Annotated in this window: 13 protein-coding genes, 2 tRNA genes, 3 rRNA genes, 1 pseudogene and 1 other annotated feature; of the genes and pseudogenes, 11 read left to right on the forward strand and 8 right to left on the reverse strand. The window is 50.0% G+C overall.

Features of this window, described 5'->3' with window-relative positions; all coding sequences use genetic code 11:
• Positions 1 to 61: 61 nt before the first annotated feature.
• Complete coding sequence (locus tag KQP84_RS07380) at positions 62 to 595, reverse strand: GNAT family N-acetyltransferase (protein ID WP_215845787.1); 534 nt, start codon at positions 593 to 595, stop codon at positions 62 to 64.
• A 287-nt stretch (positions 596 to 882) separates the two neighbouring features.
• On the opposite strand from KQP84_RS07380, the pseudogene KQP84_RS07385 reads away from it, so the two are divergent.
• Positions 883 to 1,961: pseudogene (locus KQP84_RS07385) on the forward strand (3-deoxy-7-phosphoheptulonate synthase).
• Positions 1,962 to 1,967: 6 nt separating this feature from the next.
• Entirely contained in the window at positions 1,968 to 3,089 is a 1,122-nt protein-coding gene (gene tyrA / locus KQP84_RS07390) for a bifunctional chorismate mutase/prephenate dehydrogenase (RefSeq protein ID WP_215845788.1), read from the forward strand.
• A 31-nt stretch (positions 3,090 to 3,120) separates the two neighbouring features.
• On the opposite strand, the gene pheA is transcribed toward tyrA, so the two are convergent.
• The 4 genes from pheA to bamD all read right to left on the reverse strand — a co-directional run bounded on the left by pheA (position 3,121) and on the right by bamD (position 5,870).
• The gene (gene pheA / locus KQP84_RS07395) at positions 3,121 to 4,284 is read right to left on the reverse strand and encodes a bifunctional chorismate mutase/prephenate dehydratase (RefSeq protein ID WP_215845789.1); all 1,164 of its coding nucleotides are present in this window, start codon (positions 4,282 to 4,284) and stop codon (positions 3,121 to 3,123) included.
• A 22-nt stretch (positions 4,285 to 4,306) separates the two neighbouring features.
• Positions 4,307 to 4,431 (reverse strand) — a sequence feature (Phe leader region).
• Positions 4,383 to 4,430, reverse strand: a complete 48-nt coding sequence (locus tag KQP84_RS07400; protein ID WP_193323348.1) for a hypothetical protein — start codon at positions 4,428 to 4,430, stop codon at positions 4,383 to 4,385. It overlaps the preceding feature by 48 nt.
• A gap of 100 nt (positions 4,432 to 4,531) precedes the next feature.
• A complete protein-coding gene (raiA, locus tag KQP84_RS07405) occupies positions 4,532 to 4,858 on the reverse strand; it encodes a ribosome-associated translation inhibitor RaiA (RefSeq protein ID WP_215845790.1) in 327 nt (108 codons plus the stop codon).
• A gap of 277 nt (positions 4,859 to 5,135) precedes the next feature.
• A complete protein-coding gene (gene bamD / locus KQP84_RS07410; RefSeq protein WP_215845791.1) occupies positions 5,136 to 5,870 on the reverse strand; it encodes an outer membrane protein assembly factor BamD in 735 nt (244 codons plus the stop codon).
• Positions 5,871 to 6,000: 130 nt separating this feature from the next.
• Here bamD and rluD point away from each other — a divergent pair, with 130 nt between their 5' ends.
• The 9 genes from rluD to KQP84_RS07455 all read left to right on the forward strand — a co-directional run bounded on the left by rluD (position 6,001) and on the right by KQP84_RS07455 (position 17,801).
• A complete protein-coding gene (gene rluD / locus KQP84_RS07415) occupies positions 6,001 to 6,981 on the forward strand; it encodes a 23S rRNA pseudouridine(1911/1915/1917) synthase RluD (protein WP_215845792.1) in 981 nt (326 codons plus the stop codon).
• Positions 6,978 to 7,706, forward strand: coding sequence for a purine nucleoside phosphorylase YfiH (gene yfiH, locus KQP84_RS07420; protein ID WP_215845793.1), 729 nt, complete (start codon positions 6,978 to 6,980; stop codon positions 7,704 to 7,706). The genes rluD and yfiH overlap by 4 nt, the downstream gene beginning before the upstream one ends.
• A gap of 113 nt (positions 7,707 to 7,819) precedes the next feature.
• The gene (clpB, locus tag KQP84_RS07425) at positions 7,820 to 10,405 is read left to right on the forward strand and encodes an ATP-dependent chaperone ClpB (RefSeq protein WP_215845794.1); all 2,586 of its coding nucleotides are present in this window, start codon (positions 7,820 to 7,822) and stop codon (positions 10,403 to 10,405) included.
• Positions 10,406 to 10,879: 474 nt separating this feature from the next.
• Positions 10,880 to 12,420, forward strand: a 16S ribosomal RNA gene (locus KQP84_RS07430).
• Positions 12,421 to 12,494: 74 nt separating this feature from the next.
• Positions 12,495 to 12,571: transfer RNA gene (locus tag KQP84_RS07435), tRNA-Ile, on the forward strand.
• Between the two features lie 46 nt (positions 12,572 to 12,617).
• Positions 12,618 to 12,693, forward strand: a tRNA-Ala gene (locus KQP84_RS07440).
• 207 nt (positions 12,694 to 12,900) lie between these two features.
• Positions 12,901 to 15,806 (forward strand): 23S ribosomal RNA (locus tag KQP84_RS07445).
• A gap of 97 nt (positions 15,807 to 15,903) precedes the next feature.
• Positions 15,904 to 16,019, forward strand: a 5S ribosomal RNA gene (gene rrf, locus KQP84_RS07450).
• The 16S, 23S and 5S rRNA genes sit together here with 2 tRNA genes alongside, the layout of an rRNA operon.
• Positions 16,020 to 16,496: 477 nt before the next feature.
• Positions 16,497 to 17,801 carry an MFS family transporter gene (locus KQP84_RS07455; RefSeq protein WP_215845795.1) on the forward strand — a complete coding sequence of 435 codons (1,305 nt, stop codon included), beginning with the start codon at positions 16,497 to 16,499 and terminating at the stop codon, positions 17,799 to 17,801.
• On the opposite strand, the gene KQP84_RS07460 is transcribed toward KQP84_RS07455, so the two are convergent.
• The 3 genes from KQP84_RS07460 to KQP84_RS07475 all read right to left on the reverse strand — a co-directional run bounded on the left by KQP84_RS07460 (position 17,798) and on the right by KQP84_RS07475 (position 22,272).
• Positions 17,798 to 18,106, reverse strand: a complete 309-nt coding sequence (locus tag KQP84_RS07460) for a YfiM family lipoprotein (protein WP_252515236.1) — start codon at positions 18,104 to 18,106, stop codon at positions 17,798 to 17,800. The genes KQP84_RS07455 and KQP84_RS07460 overlap by 4 nt on opposite strands.
• Positions 18,107 to 18,141: 35 nt before the next feature.
• Positions 18,142 to 19,497 carry a CDP-diacylglycerol--serine O-phosphatidyltransferase gene (gene pssA, locus KQP84_RS07465; RefSeq protein ID WP_215848227.1) on the reverse strand — a complete coding sequence of 452 codons (1,356 nt, stop codon included), beginning with the start codon at positions 19,495 to 19,497 and terminating at the stop codon, positions 18,142 to 18,144.
• 117 nt (positions 19,498 to 19,614) lie between these two features.
• Positions 19,615 to 22,272, reverse strand: coding sequence for a bifunctional acetate--CoA ligase family protein/GNAT family N-acetyltransferase (locus KQP84_RS07475; RefSeq protein WP_215845797.1), 2,658 nt, complete (start codon positions 22,270 to 22,272; stop codon positions 19,615 to 19,617).
• Between the last annotated feature and the right edge of the window lie 27 nt (positions 22,273 to 22,299).

The raw sequence follows: 22,299 nt of genomic DNA on the forward strand, positions 1-22,299 counted from the left end.
TATAATGAGGGAAATATACCTGCGGACACAATGTCATCATCACGCCAGAATCTCTGTGAGCTTATTTCTGTGGCCGATGAAAATGATAAATCGCGGTATTAACCGGACCGCTGTCTAAAATGATCAACCCGTAGCGGTAATCAACAAAACGCCCTCCGCATTTTTCTGCCACTCTCCTGCTTGCTGTATTGGCCTCTGCTGCCAGGATCTCAATCGTTTTAATAGCAGGACGTTCAAATCCAAACTTAAGCAGTTGGTTTACCGCCTGGCTGGCAATGCCTTTTCCTTGAACATCGCTGCGAACCCAATATCCCAATGCACTAAAGTCACCTTGAAAACGTGAAAAGCGAATACCTGCGCCACCTAATAGCCGATCTTGCTCATCTACAATGGCAAATTCATGCGCTTCACCTGTTGCTCTTTGCAAGTGAGTAAAGTTGATCCAGCTGGCTGCTTCTTTTTCCTCATAATTTTCATGTGCCCAGACCATCCATGGAAGCAAAGTGTCGAGCGAGTTATTGACTGCGGCAGTGAAGGCAGAAATATCCTCTAGGGTGAATGGACGTAATGTAATAGAAGCGAAATGAGCGGTCATATGAAATTACTGAATTAAGCAGAAAGTGACGTCAGATTAACACAGGTCACTTAAGTGCCCATGTTCAGCATTGTAATGATAACTTTACAGCATTGAAGGTGCGGGTTAAGCGCAATGTAAATATAAGTTGTTCATTTTAAAGTAATTAAATTATTTATTAAGCGTTATTTTTATTGATAGTAATTAAAAATGTACAGACTAATTGCAAGGCGTACTCTTTATGATACAGTGTGCGACATCCTCTTAGAGGATCCCTTGACCGCATAAACGAGAAAAGGATCGTAATCATGCAAAAAGACGCGCTGAATAATGTGCATATCGCAGATGAACAAATATTGATCACGCCAGAAGAGTTAAAGGCGAAATTCCCACTGAATGCCCAGCAACAAGAGCAGGTTGCTGCATCTCGCCAGACGATTTCTGACATTATCGCAGGCCGCGATCCGCGTCTTTTGGTGGTGTGTGGCCCATGTTCAATTCACGATACAGAAGCTGCACTTGATTACGCTCGCCGTCTGCAAACCCTTTCTGAACAGTTGAAGGATCAGCTGTACCTCGTTATGCGCGTCTATTTTGAAAAACCTCGTACGACCGTAGGTTGGAAAGGTTTGATCAACGATCCTTATATGGACAATTCGTTTGATATGGAAGGGGCTTACACATTGCACGTAAGCTGTTAGTGAATTTAGTGGAAATGGGTCTGCCATTGGCCACTGAAGCCCTAGATCCTAACAGTCCACAATATTTAGGCGATTTGTTCAGCTGGTCGGCGATTGGTGCTCGTACGACTGAATCGCAAACTCACCGTGAAATGGCATCAGGTCTTTCAATGCCGGTTGGTTTTAAAAACGGAACAGATGGTAGTCTTGGCACGGCCATCAATGCAATGCGCGCAGCTGCAATGCCACATCGTTTTGTCGGTATCAATCAGTCTGGTCAAGTTTGCTTGCTGCAAACTCAAGGCAATCCAGACGGTCACGTCATTCTCCGTGGTGGAAAAACGCCAAATTACGGGCCAGAAGATGTTGCACAATGCGAAAAAGAGATGCTCAAGGCGGGACTGCGTCCAGCCTTAATGATAGATTGCAGCCATGGTAATTCTAATAAAGACTTCCGTCGCCAGCCTGGGGTAGCTGAGTCAGCTGTCGCCCAGATCAAAGATGGTAACCGTTCGATTATTGGTTTGATGTTGGAGAGCCATATCAATGAAGGGAGCCAATCTTCTGAGCAACCACGCAGTGAAATGAAATATGGCGTTTCCGTCACTGATGCCTGCATCAATTGGGAAGTCACTGAAGTTTTGCTACGTGATATGCATCAGGATCTGCAAGGAGTGCTGTCGGCGCGTCTGTCACACGAGGTGTAATGAGCAATGGTTGCTGAACTGACCGCGTTACGCGATCAAATAGATAATGTAGACAAGGCGCTGCTCGATCTGCTGGCAAAGCGGCTTGAACTGGTCGCTGAGGTAGGCGAAGTCAAAAGCCGTTATGGCTTGCCTATTTATGTGCCAGAACGTGAAGCTTCAATGCTGGCGTCGCGCCGTAAGGAAGCGGAAGCGTTGGGTGTGCCGCCTGATCTTATCGAAGATGTGCTGCGCCGCGTAATGCGTGAATCCTACACCAGCGAAAATGACAAAGGTTTCAAAACGCTTTGTCCTGAATTGCGTCCAGTGGTGATCGTTGGCGGAAATGGCCAGATGGGCAGGCTATTTGAAAAGATGCTGACCCTGTCAGGTTATACCGTAAAAATACTCGATAAAGCGGATTGGGAGCAGGCTGAATCGCTGCTAAGCGATGCCGGCATGGTGATTATCAGTGTTCCGATTCATTTAACTGAACAAGTCATAGCGCAGCTGCCGCAGCTGCCTGATGACTGCATTTTGGTTGATTTAGCTTCAGTGAAAAATCGCCCGCTTCAGGCGATGCTGGCCGCGCATGGAGGACCGGTGCTGGGGTTGCATCCGATGTTTGGGCCTGACAGCGGTAGCCTTGCGAAACAGGTTGTGGTTTGGTGTGATGGCCGTCAACCTGAAGCGTATCAATGGTTTTTGGAACAAATGCAGGTGTGGGGTGCTCGCTTACATCGTATTAGCGCTGTAGAGCATGATCAAAACATGGCGTTCATACAGGCGCTTCGGCATTTCGCGACCTTTGCTTATGGTCTGCATTTAGCTGAAGAAAACGTTAATCTCGATCAGTTATTGGCGCTGTCGTCGCCAATCTACCGGTTGGAATTAGCGATGGTTGGACGCTTGTTTGCCCAAGATCCGCAGTTGTATGCTGACATTATTATGTCTTCAGAAAATAACCTGGCACTGATAAAACGTTATTATCAACGCTTTGGCGAAGCGATTACCTTGCTGGAGCAGGGTGATAAGCAAGCCTTCATTGACAGCTTTAATCGGGTCGAGCACTGGTTTGGCGACCATGCCAAACGCTTCCTGGTGGAAAGCCGCAGCTTATTACGTTCGGCGAACGACAGCCGGCAGTAAATAAAAAGGCATCCCGTTGGATGCCTTTCTTTTATTCGCCAGGTTCAACCGGCACGATATTTTCGCCTGGATAACATCCCAATACCTTCAGCGATCGCGTCATCGTTTTCAATTCTTGTAATGCCTGCTGCATTTTTTCCGACTGCAAATTTGCCTGCACATCAATGTAAAACATCTCTTCCCACGGATTTCCATTGATAGGACGTGACTCAAGTTTACTCATGATCAGGTTGTGTTGTCGCAAGACTAACAGGGCATCAACCAGCGCACCTGCTTGCTGTCCTGTTGCCATGATGAGTGTGGTTTTCGCGGGAACCTGATCAGAAACGTCGATCGGTTTACGAGCCAGAACAATGAAACGCGTCTGGTTTTGTTGCTGATTCGCCAGATTTCGTTCAAGAACCTGTAACTGATAAAGCTCTCCGCCAGCCTCACTGCCTAAGGCTGCAACTTTAGGTGAATTGAGTGCGGCGACTTTCTCCATCGCTGCTGCGGTACTTTCGGTGTACTCAATTTTCCAATGTGGAAAACGATTAATAAACTGGCTACATTGCTGGAAAGGCTGGGGATGACTATAGACCGTTTCAATCTGCTGAAGATCGGTGGTGCCATTGATCAACACGCAATGATCGATGGGCAAAGTCAGTTCGCCCACAATCGACAAACTTGTTTGCTGAAGCAAATCGTAAACATCATTGATCGAACCCGAACTGGTATTTTCTATCGGCAATACCGCGTAATCGGCTAAGCCATTTTCAACGTGTTTAATAATGTCATGAAACTTAAGACAGCCGCTTTCAACCATATTGTCAAAATGGCGCGCTGCGTATTTACGTGCAGCAAGGTGAGAATAGGAACCTTTTGGACCTAAAAAAGCAATGCGGGCAGCCTGCGCATGAGGATGGTTCAGATTCTTTTGCAGGAGCGCCTGTTGAGTTAATACAGAATCCTCAATCACTAACTGGAAAAGCCGTGTGATGTAGTGTGCATCCAAATGGTGTTTCTTGCCCAGTACGATCAAATGCTCCAGCAAAGCGCGTTCGCGTTCTACATCACGAATAGGGCGATGGGTTTCAAGTTTAGCCTGTGCAACCTCAACGGCCAGCGAACGGCGTTCTGCTAAAAGAGTCAGTAGTTTTTCATCGACCGCGCTGATTCTGTCGCGCAACGCCAGTAATGGATTATCGGGATTCATAGGGATCACCTGTAAGCTGTCCAATAAAAAAGCCTCCCAGTTGGGAGGCTTTGTTGTTCGTCTTCGCTTTCGTTTTCACACGACGAATTGCCTCCCAATTAGGGGAAGGTAAAAAAGAAAGCGAAGAAAAACAGAGGTTGTTTCATGATTAATTCCACAAAAATAGTGAACTGAGAGTAACCGTACTGATTTGAAGCTGTCAATAAAAAACGCGCCCGTAGGCGCGTTAAACTTGTCGTTGAAGTGATTAGCTGGCCGGTGTGAAATCTTTTACGCTGGTCGTTGCGCGGCGAGCTTCGGCTTTATGCTGAACTTTATTGAGCTGTCGTTCGAGCTTAGCAATCAAATCATTTATTGCGGTATACATATCGTCGTGTTTGGCGCTGGCCACCAAAGTGCCGTTTGGCGTATTTATAGTGGCATCAGCCACGAATTCTTTTGGTTCTTTGGACAAGACAATATGGGGATTAATCAGGTCAGTTTGCCACTTTTCTAGCTTGGCGAGACGGTCTTCGACATGGTTGCGGATAGCCGCAGTGATTTCCATTTGTTTACTGGTAATGTTGAGAATCATATTTCTTACCTCTCTGTCATTTCCGTCTTGGTAAGTTCAGCATAACGCGAAAACAGACAAAATGTGTGATTTAGATCACGAAAAAATGTCACTTTTTGTCAAGGCCAGTTATTTGTGAGAAAGGCTAAGAAAGCGGGTTAAAAGGCTTGAAGCGTAGCCGTTAAAAGCGCATTGTTGATGGGTTAGCTCAACGGGAAAACACTAGTTTTAATGTTTTTCCGAGCATAAAAAAAGCAGCCATTGAAGGCTGCTTTTTTAGTTTCAAGCGTAATGAAAATTAGCTGACTTGATTAGCAGCAATAATCTTTGCCACTTTATCTGCTTCTGCGTTTAGTTGAAGATGACGGTAGGCATTTTCCATCAGCGACAGCGCATCGTGCGTGGCCTGCGTATCGGGATAATCGCGCATCATACCTTCCACACGGTTAACGACCGCGACATAAGCCTCGCGCTTAGTATAGAATTGCGCCACGGACAGTTCATATTTCGCTAAACGATCTTTCAAGTAGACCAGACGTTTTTGCGCGTCAGCTGAATATTGGCTGTTCGGATAACTGCGCAGCAGCTGCGAGAAGTCACGGAATGCATCACGGGCATGGGTCGGATCACGATCAGAACGATCAATGCCGAAGAAGCCTTGCAGCGCCGAATCATCTAACGCCATATCCGTCAGGCCTTTCATATAGATGACATAGTCGATGTTTGGATGAGTAGGATTCAAACGCATGAAGCGAGCAATAGCCGCCTGTGCTAATGGCAGATCGGCATTTTTATAATACGCGTAGATCAAATCCAGCTGAACCTGCTGTGAATAAGGACCGAACGGATAACGATTATCCAGCGCTTCCAGTTGCTTAATCGCCGCTTTAAAGTTACCGTCCTGCAGCTTTTGCTGCGCTGTGGCATAGATTTCAGAAGGCGGGCTGTCCGGTACCGCGTCATTAGAGCCGGAACAACCCACAAGGGCCAGGCTCAGTGTGGCAGCAGCCACCAGATGTTTCATACGCGTCATGACGAAATGATTATCCTCAAAATGTTATGGCGGAAGCTGTCCGTATAGCTCCCGGTAATGACCAGGTACGATAGCACATTATATTAAACGGCATCGCCGTGAAAACCCAACGTTAACGAAGAAGCTGTATATGGCACAACAAGTTCAACTCACCGCAACGGTATCCGAATCACAACTCGGACAACGCTTAGATCAGACTTTGGCAGAATTGTTCCCTGATTATTCGCGTTCTCGTATAAAAGAATGGATCCTTAACCGTCGCGTTAGTGTTAACGACACGATTGTCGACAAACCAAAAGAGAAAGTGTTAGGTGGCGAACGTGTCGCCATTGACGCTGAGATCGAAGAAGCGCAACGCTGGGAGCCGCAAAATCTGCCGCTCGACATCGTTTATGAAGACGATGATATCCTGGTGATTAACAAGCCGCGTGGTTTTGTGGTGCATCCGGGCGCGGGAAATCCTGATGGTACGGTGCTGAATGCATTGCTGCATCATTACCCCGCCATAATGGATGTTCCGCGCGCAGGCATCGTCCATCGCCTTGATAAAGATACCACTGGATTAATGGTGGTAGCTAAAACCGTTCCTGCACAAACGCACTTGGTCGAAACGCTGCAGCTGCGTGAAATCACGCGTGAATACGAAGCGGTAGCAATCGGTACGATGACAGCGGGCGGTACCGTTGATGAGCCAATCAGCCGTCACTCAACCAAGCGCACGCATATGGCTGTGCATCCGATGGGCAAACCTGCGGTTACTCACTATCGAATCATGGAGCATTTCCGTGCACACACGCGTTTACGCCTGCGTCTGGAAACGGGGCGTACCCACCAGATTCGTGTCCACATGGCGCATATTAACCATCCGCTGGTAGGCGATCCGCTTTATGGTGGTCGTCCACGTCCGCCAAAAGGTGCATCTGAAGCGTTCATCTCCACATTACGTGGCTTCGATCGCCAGGCACTGCATGCAACCATGCTGCGTCTGTATCACCCTATCACCGGTATTGAAATGGAATTTCATGCACCAATCCCGCAAGACATGATCGATTTAGTTAACGCTTTGAAAGCGGATACTGAAGAGTTCAAGGATCAAATGGACTGGTTATGAGTTTGATTATCCCCGATTGGCCCGTACCGTCCCGCGTGCGAGCGTGTTCCACTGTACGCTATGGCGGCACGAGTACAGCACCTTGGAAATCGCTGAATCTGGGTAGCCATGTCGGGGATTCGTCATCACATGTCGAAAGCAATCGCCAACGACTGGTGGAGCTAGCGGGCTTGCCCGCAATGCCACAATGGCTGGATCAAGTTCACACAACCGATATTGTCCGGCTGCCACATTCCGTACATGAGATACCGCGTGCAGATGCATGTATTACTAATCAAGCAGGCGTAGTGTGTGCAGTAATGACAGCAGATTGTTTACCGGTGTTGTTCTGCTCGGCGGATGGAACGGAAGTCGCCGCTGCACATGCGGGGTGGCGTGGGCTTTGCGATGGCGTATTAGAAAACACGCTGGCGCAGTTTCGTTCATCTCCTAATCAGATTCATGCATGGCTTGGACCAGCAATTGGTCCGAATGCATTTGAAGTCGGCGCAGAGGTACGTAGTGCCTTCATGGCTAAAGCTCCTCAGGCGGCAGCGGCATTCCGTCCAGTTGGCAATAAATTTTATGCCGATATAGTGTTATTAGCGCATCAGCGTCTGCAGGCGGCAGGCGTGCAATCTGTTAGCGCTGTGAAGCGTTGCACCTTCAGCGAACCAGACAATTTCTTCTCCTTTCGCCGTGATGGTGTTACCGGTCGTATGGCAACTTTGATCTGGCTGATATAACCTTACGCCATAAGACGATCCGGTTAGTATGTTTTTTACTCTCATCTCAGGTCATTAACCTTGAAATTTTGAGGGATGACCTCATTTAATCTCCAGTAGCATTTTGACCTGTAATGGGAGGAATCATGCGTCTGGATCGTCTTACCAACAAATTCCAACTGGCTCTCGCCGATGCGCAGTCCCTCGCTCTGGGACATGACAATCAATTTATCGAACCTCTGCACTTGATGAGCGCGTTGCTTAATCAAGAAGGCGGAACGGTACGTCCATTATTAACGTCTGCAGGTGCGGACGTTGCAACCTTACGCACGCAGGTAGAGCAGGCGGTCGATCGTCTGCCTCAAGTGGAAGGGACTGAAGGTGATGTTCAGCCTTCATCTGATTTAGTCCGTGTGCTCAATTTATGTGACAAGCTGGCGCAGAAGCGCAGCGACAATTTTATTTCATCTGAATTATTTGTTCTGGCGGCCCTCGATTCACGTGGTTCTTTGGCAGATATCCTTAAATCTGCTGGCGCAACCAATGAAAAGCTAACCAAGGCCATTGACCAGATGCGTGGAGGAGAAAACGTGAGTGATCAAGGGGCTGAAGATCAGCGGCAGGCATTGAAAAAATACACCATCGATCTAACCGAGCGTGCTGAATTAGGCAAACTCGATCCAGTAATCGGTCGTGATGAAGAGATTCGCCGGACTATTCAGGTATTGCAACGGCGCACCAAAAACAATCCCGTGCTTATTGGTGAACCTGGCGTGGGTAAAACGGCTATTGCTGAAGGACTGGCTCAGCGCATCATTAATGGTGAAGTACCGGAGGGTTTAAAAGGCCGCCGCGTACTGGCGTTGGATATGGGCGCGCTGGTGGCGGGCGCAAAATACCGTGGTGAGTTTGAAGAGCGCTTAAAAGGTGTATTGAACGATCTTTCTAAACAGGAGGGAAATGTCATCCTGTTTATTGATGAGCTGCATACTATGGTTGGCGCGGGTAAAGCTGACGGCGCGATGGACGCTGGTAATATGCTTAAACCTGCATTGGCGCGTGGTGAGTTGCACTGTGTGGGCGCGACGACGCTGGATGAGTATCGTCAATATATAGAGAAAGATGCTGCGTTAGAACGTCGTTTTCAGAAAGTCTACGTCGCTGAGCCAAGCGTTGAAGACACCATCGCTATTCTGCGTGGGCTGAAAGAGCGTTATGAATTGCATCACCACGTTCAAATTACCGATCCGGCTATCGTCGCGGCCGCAACCTTATCGCATCGCTACATTGCTGATCGCCAGCTACCCGACAAGGCGATTGACTTGATTGATGAGGCGGCCTCAAGCATCCGCATGCAGATGGACTCTAAGCCTGAATCGCTTGACCGTCTTGAACGCCGGATTATTCAGCTGAAACTGGAGCAGCAGGCACTTAAGAAAGAAGCGGATGACGCCAGCATCAAACGTCTTGAGATGTTAGAGAGTGAGCTGAATCAAAAAGAGCGTGAGTACGCTGAACTTGAAGATGAGTGGAAAGCGGAAAAAGCATCTTTATCCGGTACGCAGAACATCAAGGCTGAACTTGAGCAAGCGCGCCTTACACTTGAGCAGGCTCGCCGCTTAGGCGACCTCGGCCAAATGTCCGAGTTGCAGTACGGCAAGATTCCAGCGCTTGAGAAACAACTGGCTGCAGCGACTCAGGCTGAAGGCAAGATGATGAAGCTGCTGCGTAATCGAGTTACCGACGTTGAAATTGCCGATGTGTTAGCGCGATGGACCGGCATTCCTGTGGCGCGCATGATGGAAGGCGAGCGCGATAAGCTTTTACGTATGGAGCAAGAACTGCACGCACGTGTCATCGGCCAGGACGAAGCGGTTGAAGCTGTATCGAATGCTATTCGCCGTAGCCGCGCGGGATTGTCGGATCCTAATCGCCCGATCGGTTCTTTCTTATTCCTTGGGCCGACAGGGGTAGGTAAAACTGAGCTGTGCAAGGCATTGGCGAACTTCTTGTTTGATAGCGATGACGCGATGGTACGTATCGACATGTCTGAATTCATGGAAAAACATTCTGTGTCGCGACTGGTCGGTGCGCCTCCTGGTTATGTTGGCTATGAAGAGGGCGGCTATTTAACAGAAGCGGTTCGTCGTCGTCCTTATTCAGTCATTCTTCTGGATGAAGTAGAGAAAGCACATCCAGATGTGTTCAACATCCTGTTGCAAGTTCTCGATGATGGGCGCTTAACCGATGGACAAGGACGAACTGTGGATTTCCGCAATTCAGTTGTCATCATGACATCGAATTTGGGATCGGATTTGATTCAGGAGCGTTTCGGCAATCTCAATTATGGCGAAATGAAAGATATCGTCATGGGAGTAGTAGGGCAGCATTTCCGCCCTGAGTTTGTTAACCGTATTGATGAAGTGGTTGTGTTCCATCCATTAGCTGAGAAACATATCGCTTCAATCGCGCATATTCAGTTGCAGCGTTTGTATAAGCGTCTGGAAGATCGCGGTTATAAACTGCACATTTCCAGTGAAGCGATTAAATTGCTTGGTGAGAATGGCTACGATCCGGTTTATGGCGCGCGTCCACTTAAACGAGCTATTCAGCAGCAGATTGAAAATCCGCTGGCTCAGCAAATACTTTCCGGTGTATTGGTTCCGGGCAAAACTATCGAAATGGATGTTAAAGACAGTGTAATAACAGCTCATCAATAACACTCCTCAAATAAAAAACGGGCCTTTTGGCCCGTTTTTTATGGGTAAAAAGCGATAATTGGTTCATAAAATAAGCAGGTGGTTTAAATATTGAGCGGTTGAATAAAAACTTGAGATTAGCACTTGTCAGCCCGGAAGAACTCCCTATAATGCGCCTCCACTGACACGGCAAACCGGCAACGGGATGACGGTTCAGGAGACACAGGAAACTGCGTCGCCGGAGAAAAGCTTCTGAAAAAGAGGTTGACTCTGAGGAGGGAAAGCGTATTATACGCCCCTCGCGACAGACCGGCTAAGCCGCTGTTCGCACTGCTCTTTAACAATTTATCAGACAATCTGTGTGGGCACTCGCAGGATGGATATCAGCGTCTCCGGACGTAAAAAATATCAAGCCTCACGAGTGAACACATAATGAAATTCATTATGACGTTTTACAGATGAGCACCGCTTAACTTGTTTAAGCAAATCAAACTTAAATTGAAGAGTTTGATCATGGCTCAGATTGAACGCTGGCGGCAGGCCTAACACATGCAAGTCGGACGGTAGCACAGGAGAGCTTGCTCTTTGGGTGACGAGTGGCGGACGGGTGAGTAATGTCTGGGAAACTGCCCGATGGAGGGGGATAACTACTGGAAACGGTAGCTAATACCGCATAACGTCGCAAGACCAAAGTGGGGGACCTTCGGGCCTCACACCATCGGATGTGCCCAGATGGGATTAGCTAGTAGGCGGGGTAATGGCCCACCTAGGCGACGATCCCTAGCTGGTCTGAGAGGATGACCAGCCACACTGGAACTGAGACACGGTCCAGACTCCTACGGGAGGCAGCAGTGGGGAATATTGCACAATGGGCGCAAGCCTGATGCAGCCATGCCGCGTGTATGAAGAAGGCCTTCGGGTTGTAAAGTACTTTCAGCGGGGAGGAAGGCGATGCGGTTAATAACCGCGTCGATTGACGTTACCCGCAGAAGAAGCACCGGCTAACTCCGTGCCAGCAGCCGCGGTAATACGGAGGGTGCAAGCGTTAATCGGAATTACTGGGCGTAAAGCGCACGCAGGCGGTCTGTTAAGTCAGATGTGAAATCCCCGGGCTCAACCCGGGAACTGCATTTGAAACTGGCAGGCTTGAGTCTCGTAGAGGGGGTAGAATTCCAGGTGTAGCGGTGAAATGCGTAGAGATCTGGAGGAATACCGGTGGCGAAGGCGGCCCCCTGGACGAAGACTGACGCTCAGGTGCGAAAGCGTGGGGAGCAAACAGGATTAGATACCCTGGTAGTCCACGCCGTAAACGATGTCGACTTGGAGGTTGTGCCCTTGAGGCGTGGCTTCCGGAGCTAACGCGTTAAGTCGACCGCCTGGGGAGTACGGCCGCAAGGTTAAAACTCAAATGAATTGACGGGGGCCCGCACAAGCGGTGGAGCATGTGGTTTAATTCGATGCAACGCGAAGAACCTTACCTACTCTTGACATCCAGAGAACTTAGCAGAGATGCTTTGGTGCCTTCGGGAACTCTGAGACAGGTGCTGCATGGCTGTCGTCAGCTCGTGTTGTGAAATGTTGGGTTAAGTCCCGCAACGAGCGCAACCCTTATCCTTTGTTGCCAGCGATTCGGTCGGGAACTCAAAGGAGACTGCCGGTGATAAACCGGAGGAAGGTGGGGATGACGTCAAGTCATCATGGCCCTTACGAGTAGGGCTACACACGTGCTACAATGGCGCATACAAAGAGAAGCGACCTCGCGAGAGCAAGCGGACCTCACAAAGTGCGTCGTAGTCCGGATCGGAGTCTGCAACTCGACTCCGTGAAGTCGGAATCGCTAGTAATCGTGGATCAGAATGCCACGGTGAATACGTTCCCGGGCCTTGTACACACCGCCCGTCACACCATGGGAGTGGGTTGCAAAAGAAGTAGGTAGCTTAACCTCCGGGAGGGCGCTTACCACTTTGTGATTCATGACTGGGGTGAAGTCGTAACAAGGTAACCGTAGGGGAACCTGCGGTTGGATCACCTCCTTACCTGAAGATACCTTCCCGCGAAGTGCTCACACAGATTGTCTGATAGAAAAGTAAAGAAGCAGTAAAACCCCGGCAGGCTTGTAGCTCAGGTGGTTAGAGCGCACCCCTGATAAGGGTGAGGTCGGTGGTTCAAGTCCACTCAGGCCTACCAAATCCTGTTTTCAGGATCACTGGTCGACGGGTTTTACCAGACTTTTGGGGCTATAGCTCAGCTGGGAGAGCGCCTGCCTTGCACGCAGGAGGTCAGCGGTTCGATCCCGCTTAGCTCCACCATCAACTCCCCGTTGATACCCAAACAAAACTTCAGAATGCATTTTCGAGTGCATTGCGAAGTTTTACTGCTCTTTAACAATCCGGAACAAGCTGAAAATTGAAACGACGCGCGCCGCACTCCTCCGTAATAAGGGGTGCACAGGCGACGCGTTCGAGTCTCTCAAATGCTTGCAGCACGCAGCGTTGCAAAACGCCTGTGGGTTGTGAGGTTAAGCGACTAAGCGTACACGGTGGATGCCCTGGCAGTCAGAGGCGATGAAGGACGTGCTAATCTGCGTAAAGCGACGGTAAGGTGATATGAACCGCTACAGCCGTCGATGTCCGAATGGGGAAACCCGGTGCACTCAGTGCATCATCGCAACATGAATACATAGTGTTGCGAGGCGAACCTGGGGAACTGAAACATCTAAGTACCCAGAGGAAAAGAAATCAACCGAGATTCCCCCAGTAGCGGCGAGCGAACGGGGAGCAGCCCAGAGCCTGAATCAGCTTGTGCATTAGTGGAACGGTCTGGAAAGTCCGACGGTACAGGGTGATAGTCCCGTACACAAAAGTGCACAAGCTGTGAGCTCGATGAGTAAGGCGGGACACGTGGTATCCTGTCTGAATATGGGGGGACCATCCTCCAAGGCTAAATACTCCTGACTGACCGATAGTGAACCAGTACCGTGAGGGAAAGGCGAAAAGAACCCCGGCGAGGGGAGTGAAACAGAACCTGAAACCGTGTACGTACAAGCAGTGGGAGCCTCTTTTATGGGGTGACTGCGTACCTTTTGTATAATGGGTCAGCGACTTATATTCTGTAGCAAGGTTAACCGTATAGGGGAGCCGCAGGGAAACCGAGTCTTAACTGGGCGTTAAGTTGCAGGGTATAGACCCGAAACCCGGTGATCTAGCCATGGGCAGGTTGAAGGTTGGGTAACACTAACTGGAGGACCGAACCGACTAATGTTGAAAAATTAGCGGATGACTTGTGGCTGGGGGTGAAAGGCCAATCAAACCGGGAGATAGCTGGTTCTCCCCGAAAGCTATTTAGGTAGCGCCTCGTGAACTCATCTCCGGGGGTAGAGCACTGTTTCGGCTAGGGGGCCATCCCGGCTTACCAACCCGATGCAAACTACGAATACCGGAGAATGTTATCACGGGAGACACACGGCGGGTGCTAACGTCCGTCGTGAAGAGGGAAACAACCCAGACCGCCAGCTAAGGTCCCAAAGTCATGGTTAAGTGGGAAACGATGTGGGAAGGCACAGACAGCCAGGATGTTGGCTTAGAAGCAGCCATCATTTAAAGAAAGCGTAATAGCTCACTGGTCGAGTCGGCCTGCGCGGAAGATGTAACGGGGCTAAACCATGCACCGAAGCTGCGGCAGCGGCGCGTAAGCGCTGTTGGGTAGGGGAGCGTTCTGTAAGCCGTCGAAGGTGGACTGTGAGGTCTGCTGGAGGTATCAGAAGTGCGAATGCTGACATAAGTAACGATAAAGCGGGTGAAAAGCCCGCTCGCCGGAAGACCAAGGGTTCCTGTTCAACGTTAATCGGAGCAGGGTGAGTCGACCCCTAAGGCGAGGCCGAAAGGCGTAGTCGATGGGAAACAGGTTAATATTCCTGTACTTGGTGTTACTGCGAAGGGGGGACGGAGAAGGTTAGGTTAGCCGGGCGACGGTTGTCCCGGTTTAAGCGTGTAGGCTGGCAGTCCAGGTAAATCCGGACGGCCTCAAGGCTGAGGCGTGATGACGAGGCACTACGGTGCTGAAGTAACTGATACCCTGCTTCCAGGAAAAGCCTCTAAGCATCAGGTAACACAAAATCGTACCCCAAACCGACACAGGTGGTCAGGTAGAGAATACCAAGGCGCTTGAGAGAACTCGGGTGAAGGAACTAGGCAAAATGGTGCCGTAACTTCGGGAGAAGGCACGCTGGCGCGTAGGTGAAGGGACTTGCTCCCGGAGCTGAAGCCAGTCGAAGATACCAGCTGGCTGCAACTGTTTATTAAAAACACAGCACTGTGCAAACACGAAAGTGGACGTATACGGTGTGACGCCTGCCCGGTGCCGGAAGGTTAATTGATGGGGTTATCCGCAAGGAGAAGCTCTTGATCGAAGCCCCGGTAAACGGCGGCCGTAACTATAACGGTCCTAAGGTAGCGAAATTCCTTGTCGGGTAAGTTCCGACCTGCACGAATGGCGTAATGATGGCCAGGCTGTCTCCACCCGAGACTCAGTGAAATTGAACTCGCTGTGAAGATGCAGTGTACCCGCGGCAAGACGGAAAGACCCCGTGAACCTTTACTACAGCTTGACACTGAACCTTGAGCCTTGATGTGTAGGATAGGTGGGAGGCTTTGAAGCGCGGACGCCAGTCCGCGTGGAGCCAACCTTGAAATACCACCCTTTAATGCTTGATGTTCTAACGTAGGCCCGTAATCCGGGCTGCGGACAGTGTCTGGTGGGTAGTTTGACTGGGGCGGTCTCCTCCTAAAGAGTAACGGAGGAGCACGAAGGTCAGCTAATCACGGTCGGACATCGTGAGGTTAGTGCAATGGCATAAGCTGGCTTGACTGCGAGAGTGACGGCTCGAGCAGGTGCGAAAGCAGGTCATAGTGATCCGGTGGTTCTGAATGGAAGGGCCATCGCTCAACGGATAAAAGGTACTCCGGGGATAACAGGCTGATACCGCCCAAGAGTTCATATCGACGGCGGTGTTTGGCACCTCGATGTCGGCTCATCACATCCTGGGGCTGAAGTAGGTCCCAAGGGTACGGCTGTTCGCCGTTTAAAGTGGTACGCGAGCTGGGTTTAGAACGTCGTGAGACAGTTCGGTCCCTATCTGCCGTGGGCGCTGGAAAACTGAGGGGGTTGCTCCTAGTACGAGAGGACCGGAGTGAACGCACCGCTGGTGTTCGGGTTGTCACGCCAGTGGCACTGCCCGGTAGCTAAGTGCGGAAAAGATAAGTGCTGAAAGCATCTAAGCACGAAACTTGCCCCGAGATGAGTTTTCCCTGACCCCTTGAGGGTCCTGAAGGGACGTTGAAGACTACGACGTTGATAGGCCGGGTGTGTAAGCGCAGCGATGCGTTGAGCTAACCGGTACTAATGACCCGTGAGGCTTAACCTTACAACGCCAGAGGCGTTTTGGTTGTAGAGACAGAGATTTTCAGCTTGTTCGACGGATAACCCTGCGCGGCGGAAGCGGCGCGGGACAACAGAATTTGCCTGGCGGCTGTAGCGCGGTGGTCCCACCTGACCCCATGCCGAACTCAGAAGTGAAACGCCGTAGCGCCGATGGTAGTGTGGGGTCTCCCCATGCGAGAGTAGGGAACTGCCAGGCATCAATTAAGTAAAAAAGCCCTTTGCATCCGCAAAGGGCTTTTTTACGTCCTGCATCCGGGCAGACGGCAGCGGCAAGCGGTAAATACCGGCGGCTCAGCGGCCGGCAAGCCAGCCGGCGATAAAGTCAGCCACCCGGTCAGGCCGGCTGATGTTCAGAACGGGGACGTGAAGCGCCGGGCAGGCATCGCCGGCCACGGCAATAACGTGCCCGCCGGTTAAGGCCTCAGCGCTTTCCTCAGTACCCTCCCGCCATAAAGTGATTTCTGGTACCTATTTGTTTTTAAATCACTCAATATAGCCAGCTCTCAACAACAATTTATACAGGTATTCCCTGTAAAAATTGCATGTGTTACAAGCAAATAATCGGTCCAGTCACAAATCGCAATATCAGAGTTGATCCACTTCCCGTTAGCCCTTAACAAATGCTTTACTCAATCCTTTAACGCTGCTTATCAGCAAGGAAAAGAGGCAAGGCATGACAGATATCATCAAAAACCAAAGCGACGAAAGCTCGCATCCTGATTCAACAAAAAAACGCATTTGGGCCATCGTAGGTGCGTCATCGGGCAACTTAGTTGAGTGGTTTGATTTCTATGTATATTCATTTTTCTCACTCTACTTCGCACATATTTTCTTTCCGGCAGGCGATACCACAACGCAGTTGCTGCAAACAGCCGGCGTATTTGCCGCTGGTTTTTTAATGCGACCCATTGGGGGATGGTTATTTGGTTATATTGGAGATCGCCATGGCCGAAAGAAATCAATGCTGATCTCCGTATGCATGATGTGTTTTGGATCACTGGTCATTGCATGTTTGCCTGGCTATGAAAGCATCGGGGTTGCTGCACCCATTATTTTGTTACTGGCACGTATGTTTCAGGGCTTATCAGTGGGAGGCGAATACGGTACTAGCGCAACCTATATGAGTGAAGTCGCGCTTGAAGGACGTAAAGGATTCTACGCTTCTTTTCAATATGTCACCCTGATTGGTGGCCAATTAACGGCAGTGTTAACGGTGGTTATATTGCAGTTCACCCTCAGCGACGAGGAACTGCGTAACTGGGGATGGCGTATCCCGTTTTTCCTTGGTGCAGCACTGGCTATTGTGGCGTTATGGCTGCGTCGATCTCTGGAAGAAACCTCGGACAAGAAAAGCCGTGAACATGAAGATGCAGGCAGCGTTCGTGGATTGCTGCGTAATCATACGCGTGCTTTTTTAATGGTTTTAGGTTTTACAGCCGGCGGTTCACTCAGCTTTTATACCTTCACAACCTATATGCAGAAGTATTTAGTTAATACAGCAGGTATGGATGCTAAAACAGCGAGCGGATTGATGACTGGCGCATTGCTGTTCTTCATGTTGTTGCAACCCGCCATTGGGGCATTGTCAGATAAGATTGGTCGACGTGGATCGATGATGATCTTCGGGGCGGGTGCAGCGATCTGTACTGTTCCAATCCTGACTCTGCTGCAAAATGTACAAAGTCCATGGATTGCTTTTCTACTGATTATGCTTGCCTTACTCATCACCAGCTTTTATACCGCGATCAGTGGCATCTTGAAGGCTGAGATGTTTCCGCCGCAGGTGCGAGCATTAGGTGTGGGTTTATCTTACGCGGTTGCGAATGCAATTTTTGGAGGATCGGCAGAATACATTGCCTTGTTGATGAAGCAACAGGGAATTGAAACGACCTTCTTCTGGTACGTTTCGGCAATGGGCGCGCTGGCATTTTTAGTCTCACTCATGCTGCACAAACGTGGCAAGGGCATCAAGCTTTAATGGCTCAAATTCCACAAAGCGATGCCGCTAGACGCTCCGGCAACATCCCAGGCTAAATCTTTCCAACTCCAGCCGCTGCCATCGTGGCGGCTGTCAAACCACTCTTTCCCGACGCCAAAACTCAGAGAAAACATCATTCCTATCGTGCTGCTTTGACGCGTGGATAGGTGCTGATGATCGCCATATTCGCTGCCAGCCGCTGCCAAAGCCACTGAAGCAAAGAAATGCTCTGCTTTATCCTTGCCTGTCCAGCGATCTTCCGCAACGTGAGCACAACCGCTACAGAGCACAGCAGCAAATAGCAAAATACGGGTGGGTTTTCCTGAAAAGCCCACGCCGATTATAGAATGCGACTGATCAAACGGTCGATACGGATACGACGCAGGCGGCGGATAAGTTTGCGAACCTTTGCAGGGTAATCGGCAATACTTTCCAGCTCGCGATAATGTTTCACCACAGTCGTATGCTGACGAATCAACGTTAACTCTTTTTCACGTTGCTCCGTAAGCTGTTGCAGCGGATCGTGAATCAATACTGCATTTTCAAGATCGAGTCGCCATGCACGCGGATTAAGGTTATTACCGGTAATCAGCTGCCATTCATCGTCGACCCATATCCCTTTCAGGTGATAGCTGTTTTCGCCATCTTTCCACAATCGCGCAACTAGCTGATCGTTATCCACATAATACTGTAAGCGACTCAGGAAGCGGCGAAGATTAATTTCATAGAGATAAGGCAGAGCGCCGATAATTTTAAACGGCTGATCTTCAGGAATATAGAAATCATTAGCAGTTTTATCGCCAACAATAATCTCAACCTTCTTACCCTGGCGCAGTAAGTGGATGATATTTCTGACCAAAATCGCGGGCATATTAAAGTAAGGCGTGCAAATTACCAGTTTTTGCTCCGCGCAAGGCATCAAATGAAAGATGGTCTTGTTCAGTAAGCTGCGTTTGCCCAATCCCACTAGCGGCGTTACCGTCAGCTCTTCATTATGTCCGTTACCTTCAAACTGATAATTAAAACCGCGCAGATCCTGACGGAACTGGCGAGTTTCATTTTTAATTTCCGGGCTTGAAGGGCGTTCAGCAAAATCCAGCCGATTTACTGCTTCTGCCTGCTTTAGGTTGATATTCATCCATTCAAACATGGTATCAGCCAGCACTGGATTTCGGATTATCTGATAGCGGTCATAACGGTATTTATCATGCTGATGCAGATAGACGTCGTTCAGGCTGGCACCGCTATAAAGCAGCGTATCATCAATGATGAAACCCTTAAGATGCAGTACACCGAGCGCTTCACGCGTATTTACCGGAATGCCGTAAACGGGAATAGCGATATCCGCATGCTGCGTCGCCATCTCGCAATACCAGTCAGCGTTGGTCAGGCCGCGAGCGGCGCCAATACGTCCACGCTGCGCACGATGCCAGTCAACCAGAATGCTGATATCCAAATGCGGGCGCGCTTGTTTCGCCGCATAGAGTGCATTCATGATAGCGCGACCGCCATCATCATTTTCCAGGTAAAGCGCAACGATGCAAATGCGGGATTGCGCTGCCGCGATCTTCTCCAGCAGCGTCTGACGAAATTCGGCAGGCGAGTAAAGTGTCGACACATCCGCAACGGATTGTGACAGTTTCGGCAGCTGTGCGAGGTGTTGTTGGTGTTTATTACGTTTAAATTTAGACAACATCACAGTGCACTTCTTCTCTGTTCATTGCATGGCCTTTTGCCATCAAATCAGGGTCATAACGATAAATAATAACATCAACGACGCCGATCGGGGCGATTTTTACCTTTCTCTACAAGGTTAGTTGATATCATCCTGCAGCGACAATTTAAGACTGACAATACCGTCATCCAATTGAATATCAACATGAAAGTTGAGTTTTCGCGCCAAAGTAATCATGCCGCGATTATGGGGCATGGTGATACCGTTCAATTGTTGCAGACCGTGATCGCGGGTATAGCGAATCATCTTTTCCAGTAAACGTCGTCCCATGCCAAGGCCTTTCAAATCAGAGCGCACGAGCACCGAAAACTCCGCATCGACATTATCCGCATCAGAAATGGCCCGCGTCACGCCAATAATTTCTGGCTGCCCCTGATGCTGTCGGAGGGCAATAATCGCCATTTCACGGTCATAATCAATCTGCGTCATATTGGCGAGATCGTCATGAGTAAATTCATTGATCTCACTAAAATAGCGATAATAGAGATCTTCTTTAGTGACCTGTCCAATAAAATCGCGTAGCAGCGGCTCATCCTCAGGCAAAATAGGCCGGAACAGGCAATATTGACCATCTTTTAATTCAACCTGTTCTTCAAGATGCTGAGGATAAGGACGAATGGCCAAGCGCGCTTCATTGTCACCGCTGAAAGGGGCAAGGTTCAGCGTCACGTCGAGCAGGGTAAAGTCATTGCCAGACACCAGCAGCGGATGGATGTCGAGCCGCTGAATCTCCGGGCAATCTACGACAAGGTTAGATACCTGAACCAGCAATTGACTCAAGCCAGCAATATCAAGCGGGTTCAACGCGCTACGGCTGCGAATTTTGCCACTTTTAATCGCCTGAATCACCAGGTAACGCGCCAGCGTCATGTTCAGCGGTGGCAGCGCAACGGCAGCTTGTTTATCGGCTTGCCACTCAACGCCACCTTCTCCCAACATGATAATGGGGCCAAACAGGGCGTCATGCTCAACAACCACACGCAGTTCTTGTGCTCCCGCGCGATTCGCCATGCTTTGCACTAATAAACCTTCGATACGTGCCTGGGGCAAAGTGTGTTTAACGCGATCAAAAATCGCGTCTGCCGCACCTTGCACCTCTGCAGCGTTACGCAAATAAAGCATCACGCCTTGTACATCTGATTTATGCGCGATATCTGGCGAGCGCAGCTTAAGCGCTACTGGATAACCAATCTGCTCTGCAATGGCCACCGCCGCCGCGCTGTCGCTGGCGATCCATGTAGGTAATGTCGCTAAACCGTATGCGTCTAAGACGGGTTGAACTTCATGCGTATCAAGCGAGGTAATGCCTTTTTCCAACGCTTGAGACAGTAACTGATGTGCCTGCGCGCTATCTTGCGTCAGGCTGGTGGGCAGGGCTGGCGTTTCACGTAACTGCTTTTGATTACGGCGATATTCCACCTGATGCATAAATGCCGTCACCGTACCTTCAGGCGTACGCCAGGTTGGGATCCCTGCTTGGGTAAAAGCACGCCGTGCAGCCTGCGATGAAAACTCACCGCTCCAGTTGGTCAGCAGCGTAACCAGCTTGCCACGTGGATGCTGAGAAATCGCGTTGATCAACTGCTCTGCTGATTCCGTAGCAGGCGCAACGGCGCTAGGTGCATGGATTATCATCAATGCATCAAGATCATGGCTATTCAGCAGAATATTGATGCAGGCAACGTAGCGCTCTGGCGTAGCATCGTCTTTTAAATCCAGTGGATTACCGTAGCCGGTCCCTTCTGGTAATACGCCGGCGAGCTGCTGTAGTGTCTCTGCATTCAGCGTCGCTAACTTGCCGTTACGCGCATAAAGTTCATCAAGCGCCAGCGCGGCCGGCGCAGCGCCGTTGCTGACAATCATTAAACGCTCGCCGCGCAGTGGACGCATATGACTCAATGATTCCACGGCTGTGAAGAGTTCATGTGTGTCCTGCACTCGCAGCAATCCGGCGCGTTGAATTGCGGCATCCCAGGCGGCATCCAGCCCGCTGTGGGTGCCGAGTAGCGCTTGTGCCTGCCGGCTGCGGCCACTTTTTATCACTAAAATGGGTTTGTTACGCGATGCACTGCGCGAAGCAGAGACAAAACGTCGCGCATCACTTAGGTGTTCAAGATAGAGCAGGATGGCGCTGGTTTTGCCGTCGCGAGCGAGGAAGTCGAGCAGATCGTCAACATCAGTATCTAAACTATCGCCTAAAGCGATAAACCATGAAAATCCCAAATTACGCTGCTGCGCCCAGTCCAGAATAGTGTTGGAAACGGCAGCGGATTGCGAAATAAACGCGATACGGCCTTTTTCAATCGGTACTGGCGAAAAGCTGGCATTTAAACCTTGCCACGGCGCGAGCAAGCCTAAACTGTTGGGGCCGAGCAAACGGATCTGCCATCGGCTGGCACAGGCTTTAAGCTCTTCTAACTGGCTGGCAGGAGCGGAGAGAATAATGCAGGCTTTGCAGCCTTTTTCGCCGAGCTGTTGCAGTAGTTCAAAATTGCGTCGGGCGTGAGTGCAGATCACTGCAAGATCGGGTGCGAAAGGTAAACTGTCGATGGTGGGCCAGGCGAGTACGCCGCTGACCGCTTTGTATTTTGGCGTGACCGGCAGAACCGGGCCGCTAAAGCCGCCCGCCAACAGATTGCGCATCATAAAATACCCGGCACGCCCGGGCTTTACTGAAGCACCAATCACCGCAATCGATTTAGGTCGTAACAGCGCTTCCAGTCCGCGTTGGCTCATCTCGCTCTCCAGAGCTCAGGATTTGCA

Source organism: Candidatus Pantoea bituminis, assembly GCF_018842675.1.
GTDB lineage: Bacteria > Pseudomonadota > Gammaproteobacteria > Enterobacterales > Enterobacteriaceae > Pantoea > Pantoea phytostimulans.

Coding starts and splice junctions, on each gene's coding strand:
- KQP84_RS07380 (WP_215845787.1), bottom strand. CDS start 595: ATGACCGCTCATTTCGCTTCTATTACATTACGTCCATTCACCCTAGAG.
- tyrA (WP_215845788.1), top strand. CDS start 1,968: ATGGTTGCTGAACTGACCGCGTTACGCGATCAAATAGATAATGTAGAC.
- pheA (WP_215845789.1), bottom strand. CDS start 4,284: ATGAATCCCGATAATCCATTACTGGCGTTGCGCGACAGAATCAGCGCG.
- raiA (WP_215845790.1), bottom strand. CDS start 4,858: ATGATTCTCAACATTACCAGTAAACAAATGGAAATCACTGCGGCTATC.
- bamD (WP_215845791.1), bottom strand. CDS start 5,870: ATGACGCGTATGAAACATCTGGTGGCTGCTGCCACACTGAGCCTGGCC.
- rluD (WP_215845792.1), top strand. CDS start 6,001: ATGGCACAACAAGTTCAACTCACCGCAACGGTATCCGAATCACAACTC.
- yfiH (WP_215845793.1), top strand. CDS start 6,978: ATGAGTTTGATTATCCCCGATTGGCCCGTACCGTCCCGCGTGCGAGCG.
- clpB (WP_215845794.1), top strand. CDS start 7,820: ATGGGAGGAATCATGCGTCTGGATCGTCTTACCAACAAATTCCAACTG.
- KQP84_RS07455 (WP_215845795.1), top strand. CDS start 16,497: ATGACAGATATCATCAAAAACCAAAGCGACGAAAGCTCGCATCCTGAT.
- pssA (WP_215848227.1), bottom strand. CDS start 19,497: ATGTTGTCTAAATTTAAACGTAATAAACACCAACAACACCTCGCACAG.
- KQP84_RS07475 (WP_215845797.1), bottom strand. CDS start 22,272: ATGAGCCAACGCGGACTGGAAGCGCTGTTACGACCTAAATCGATTGCG.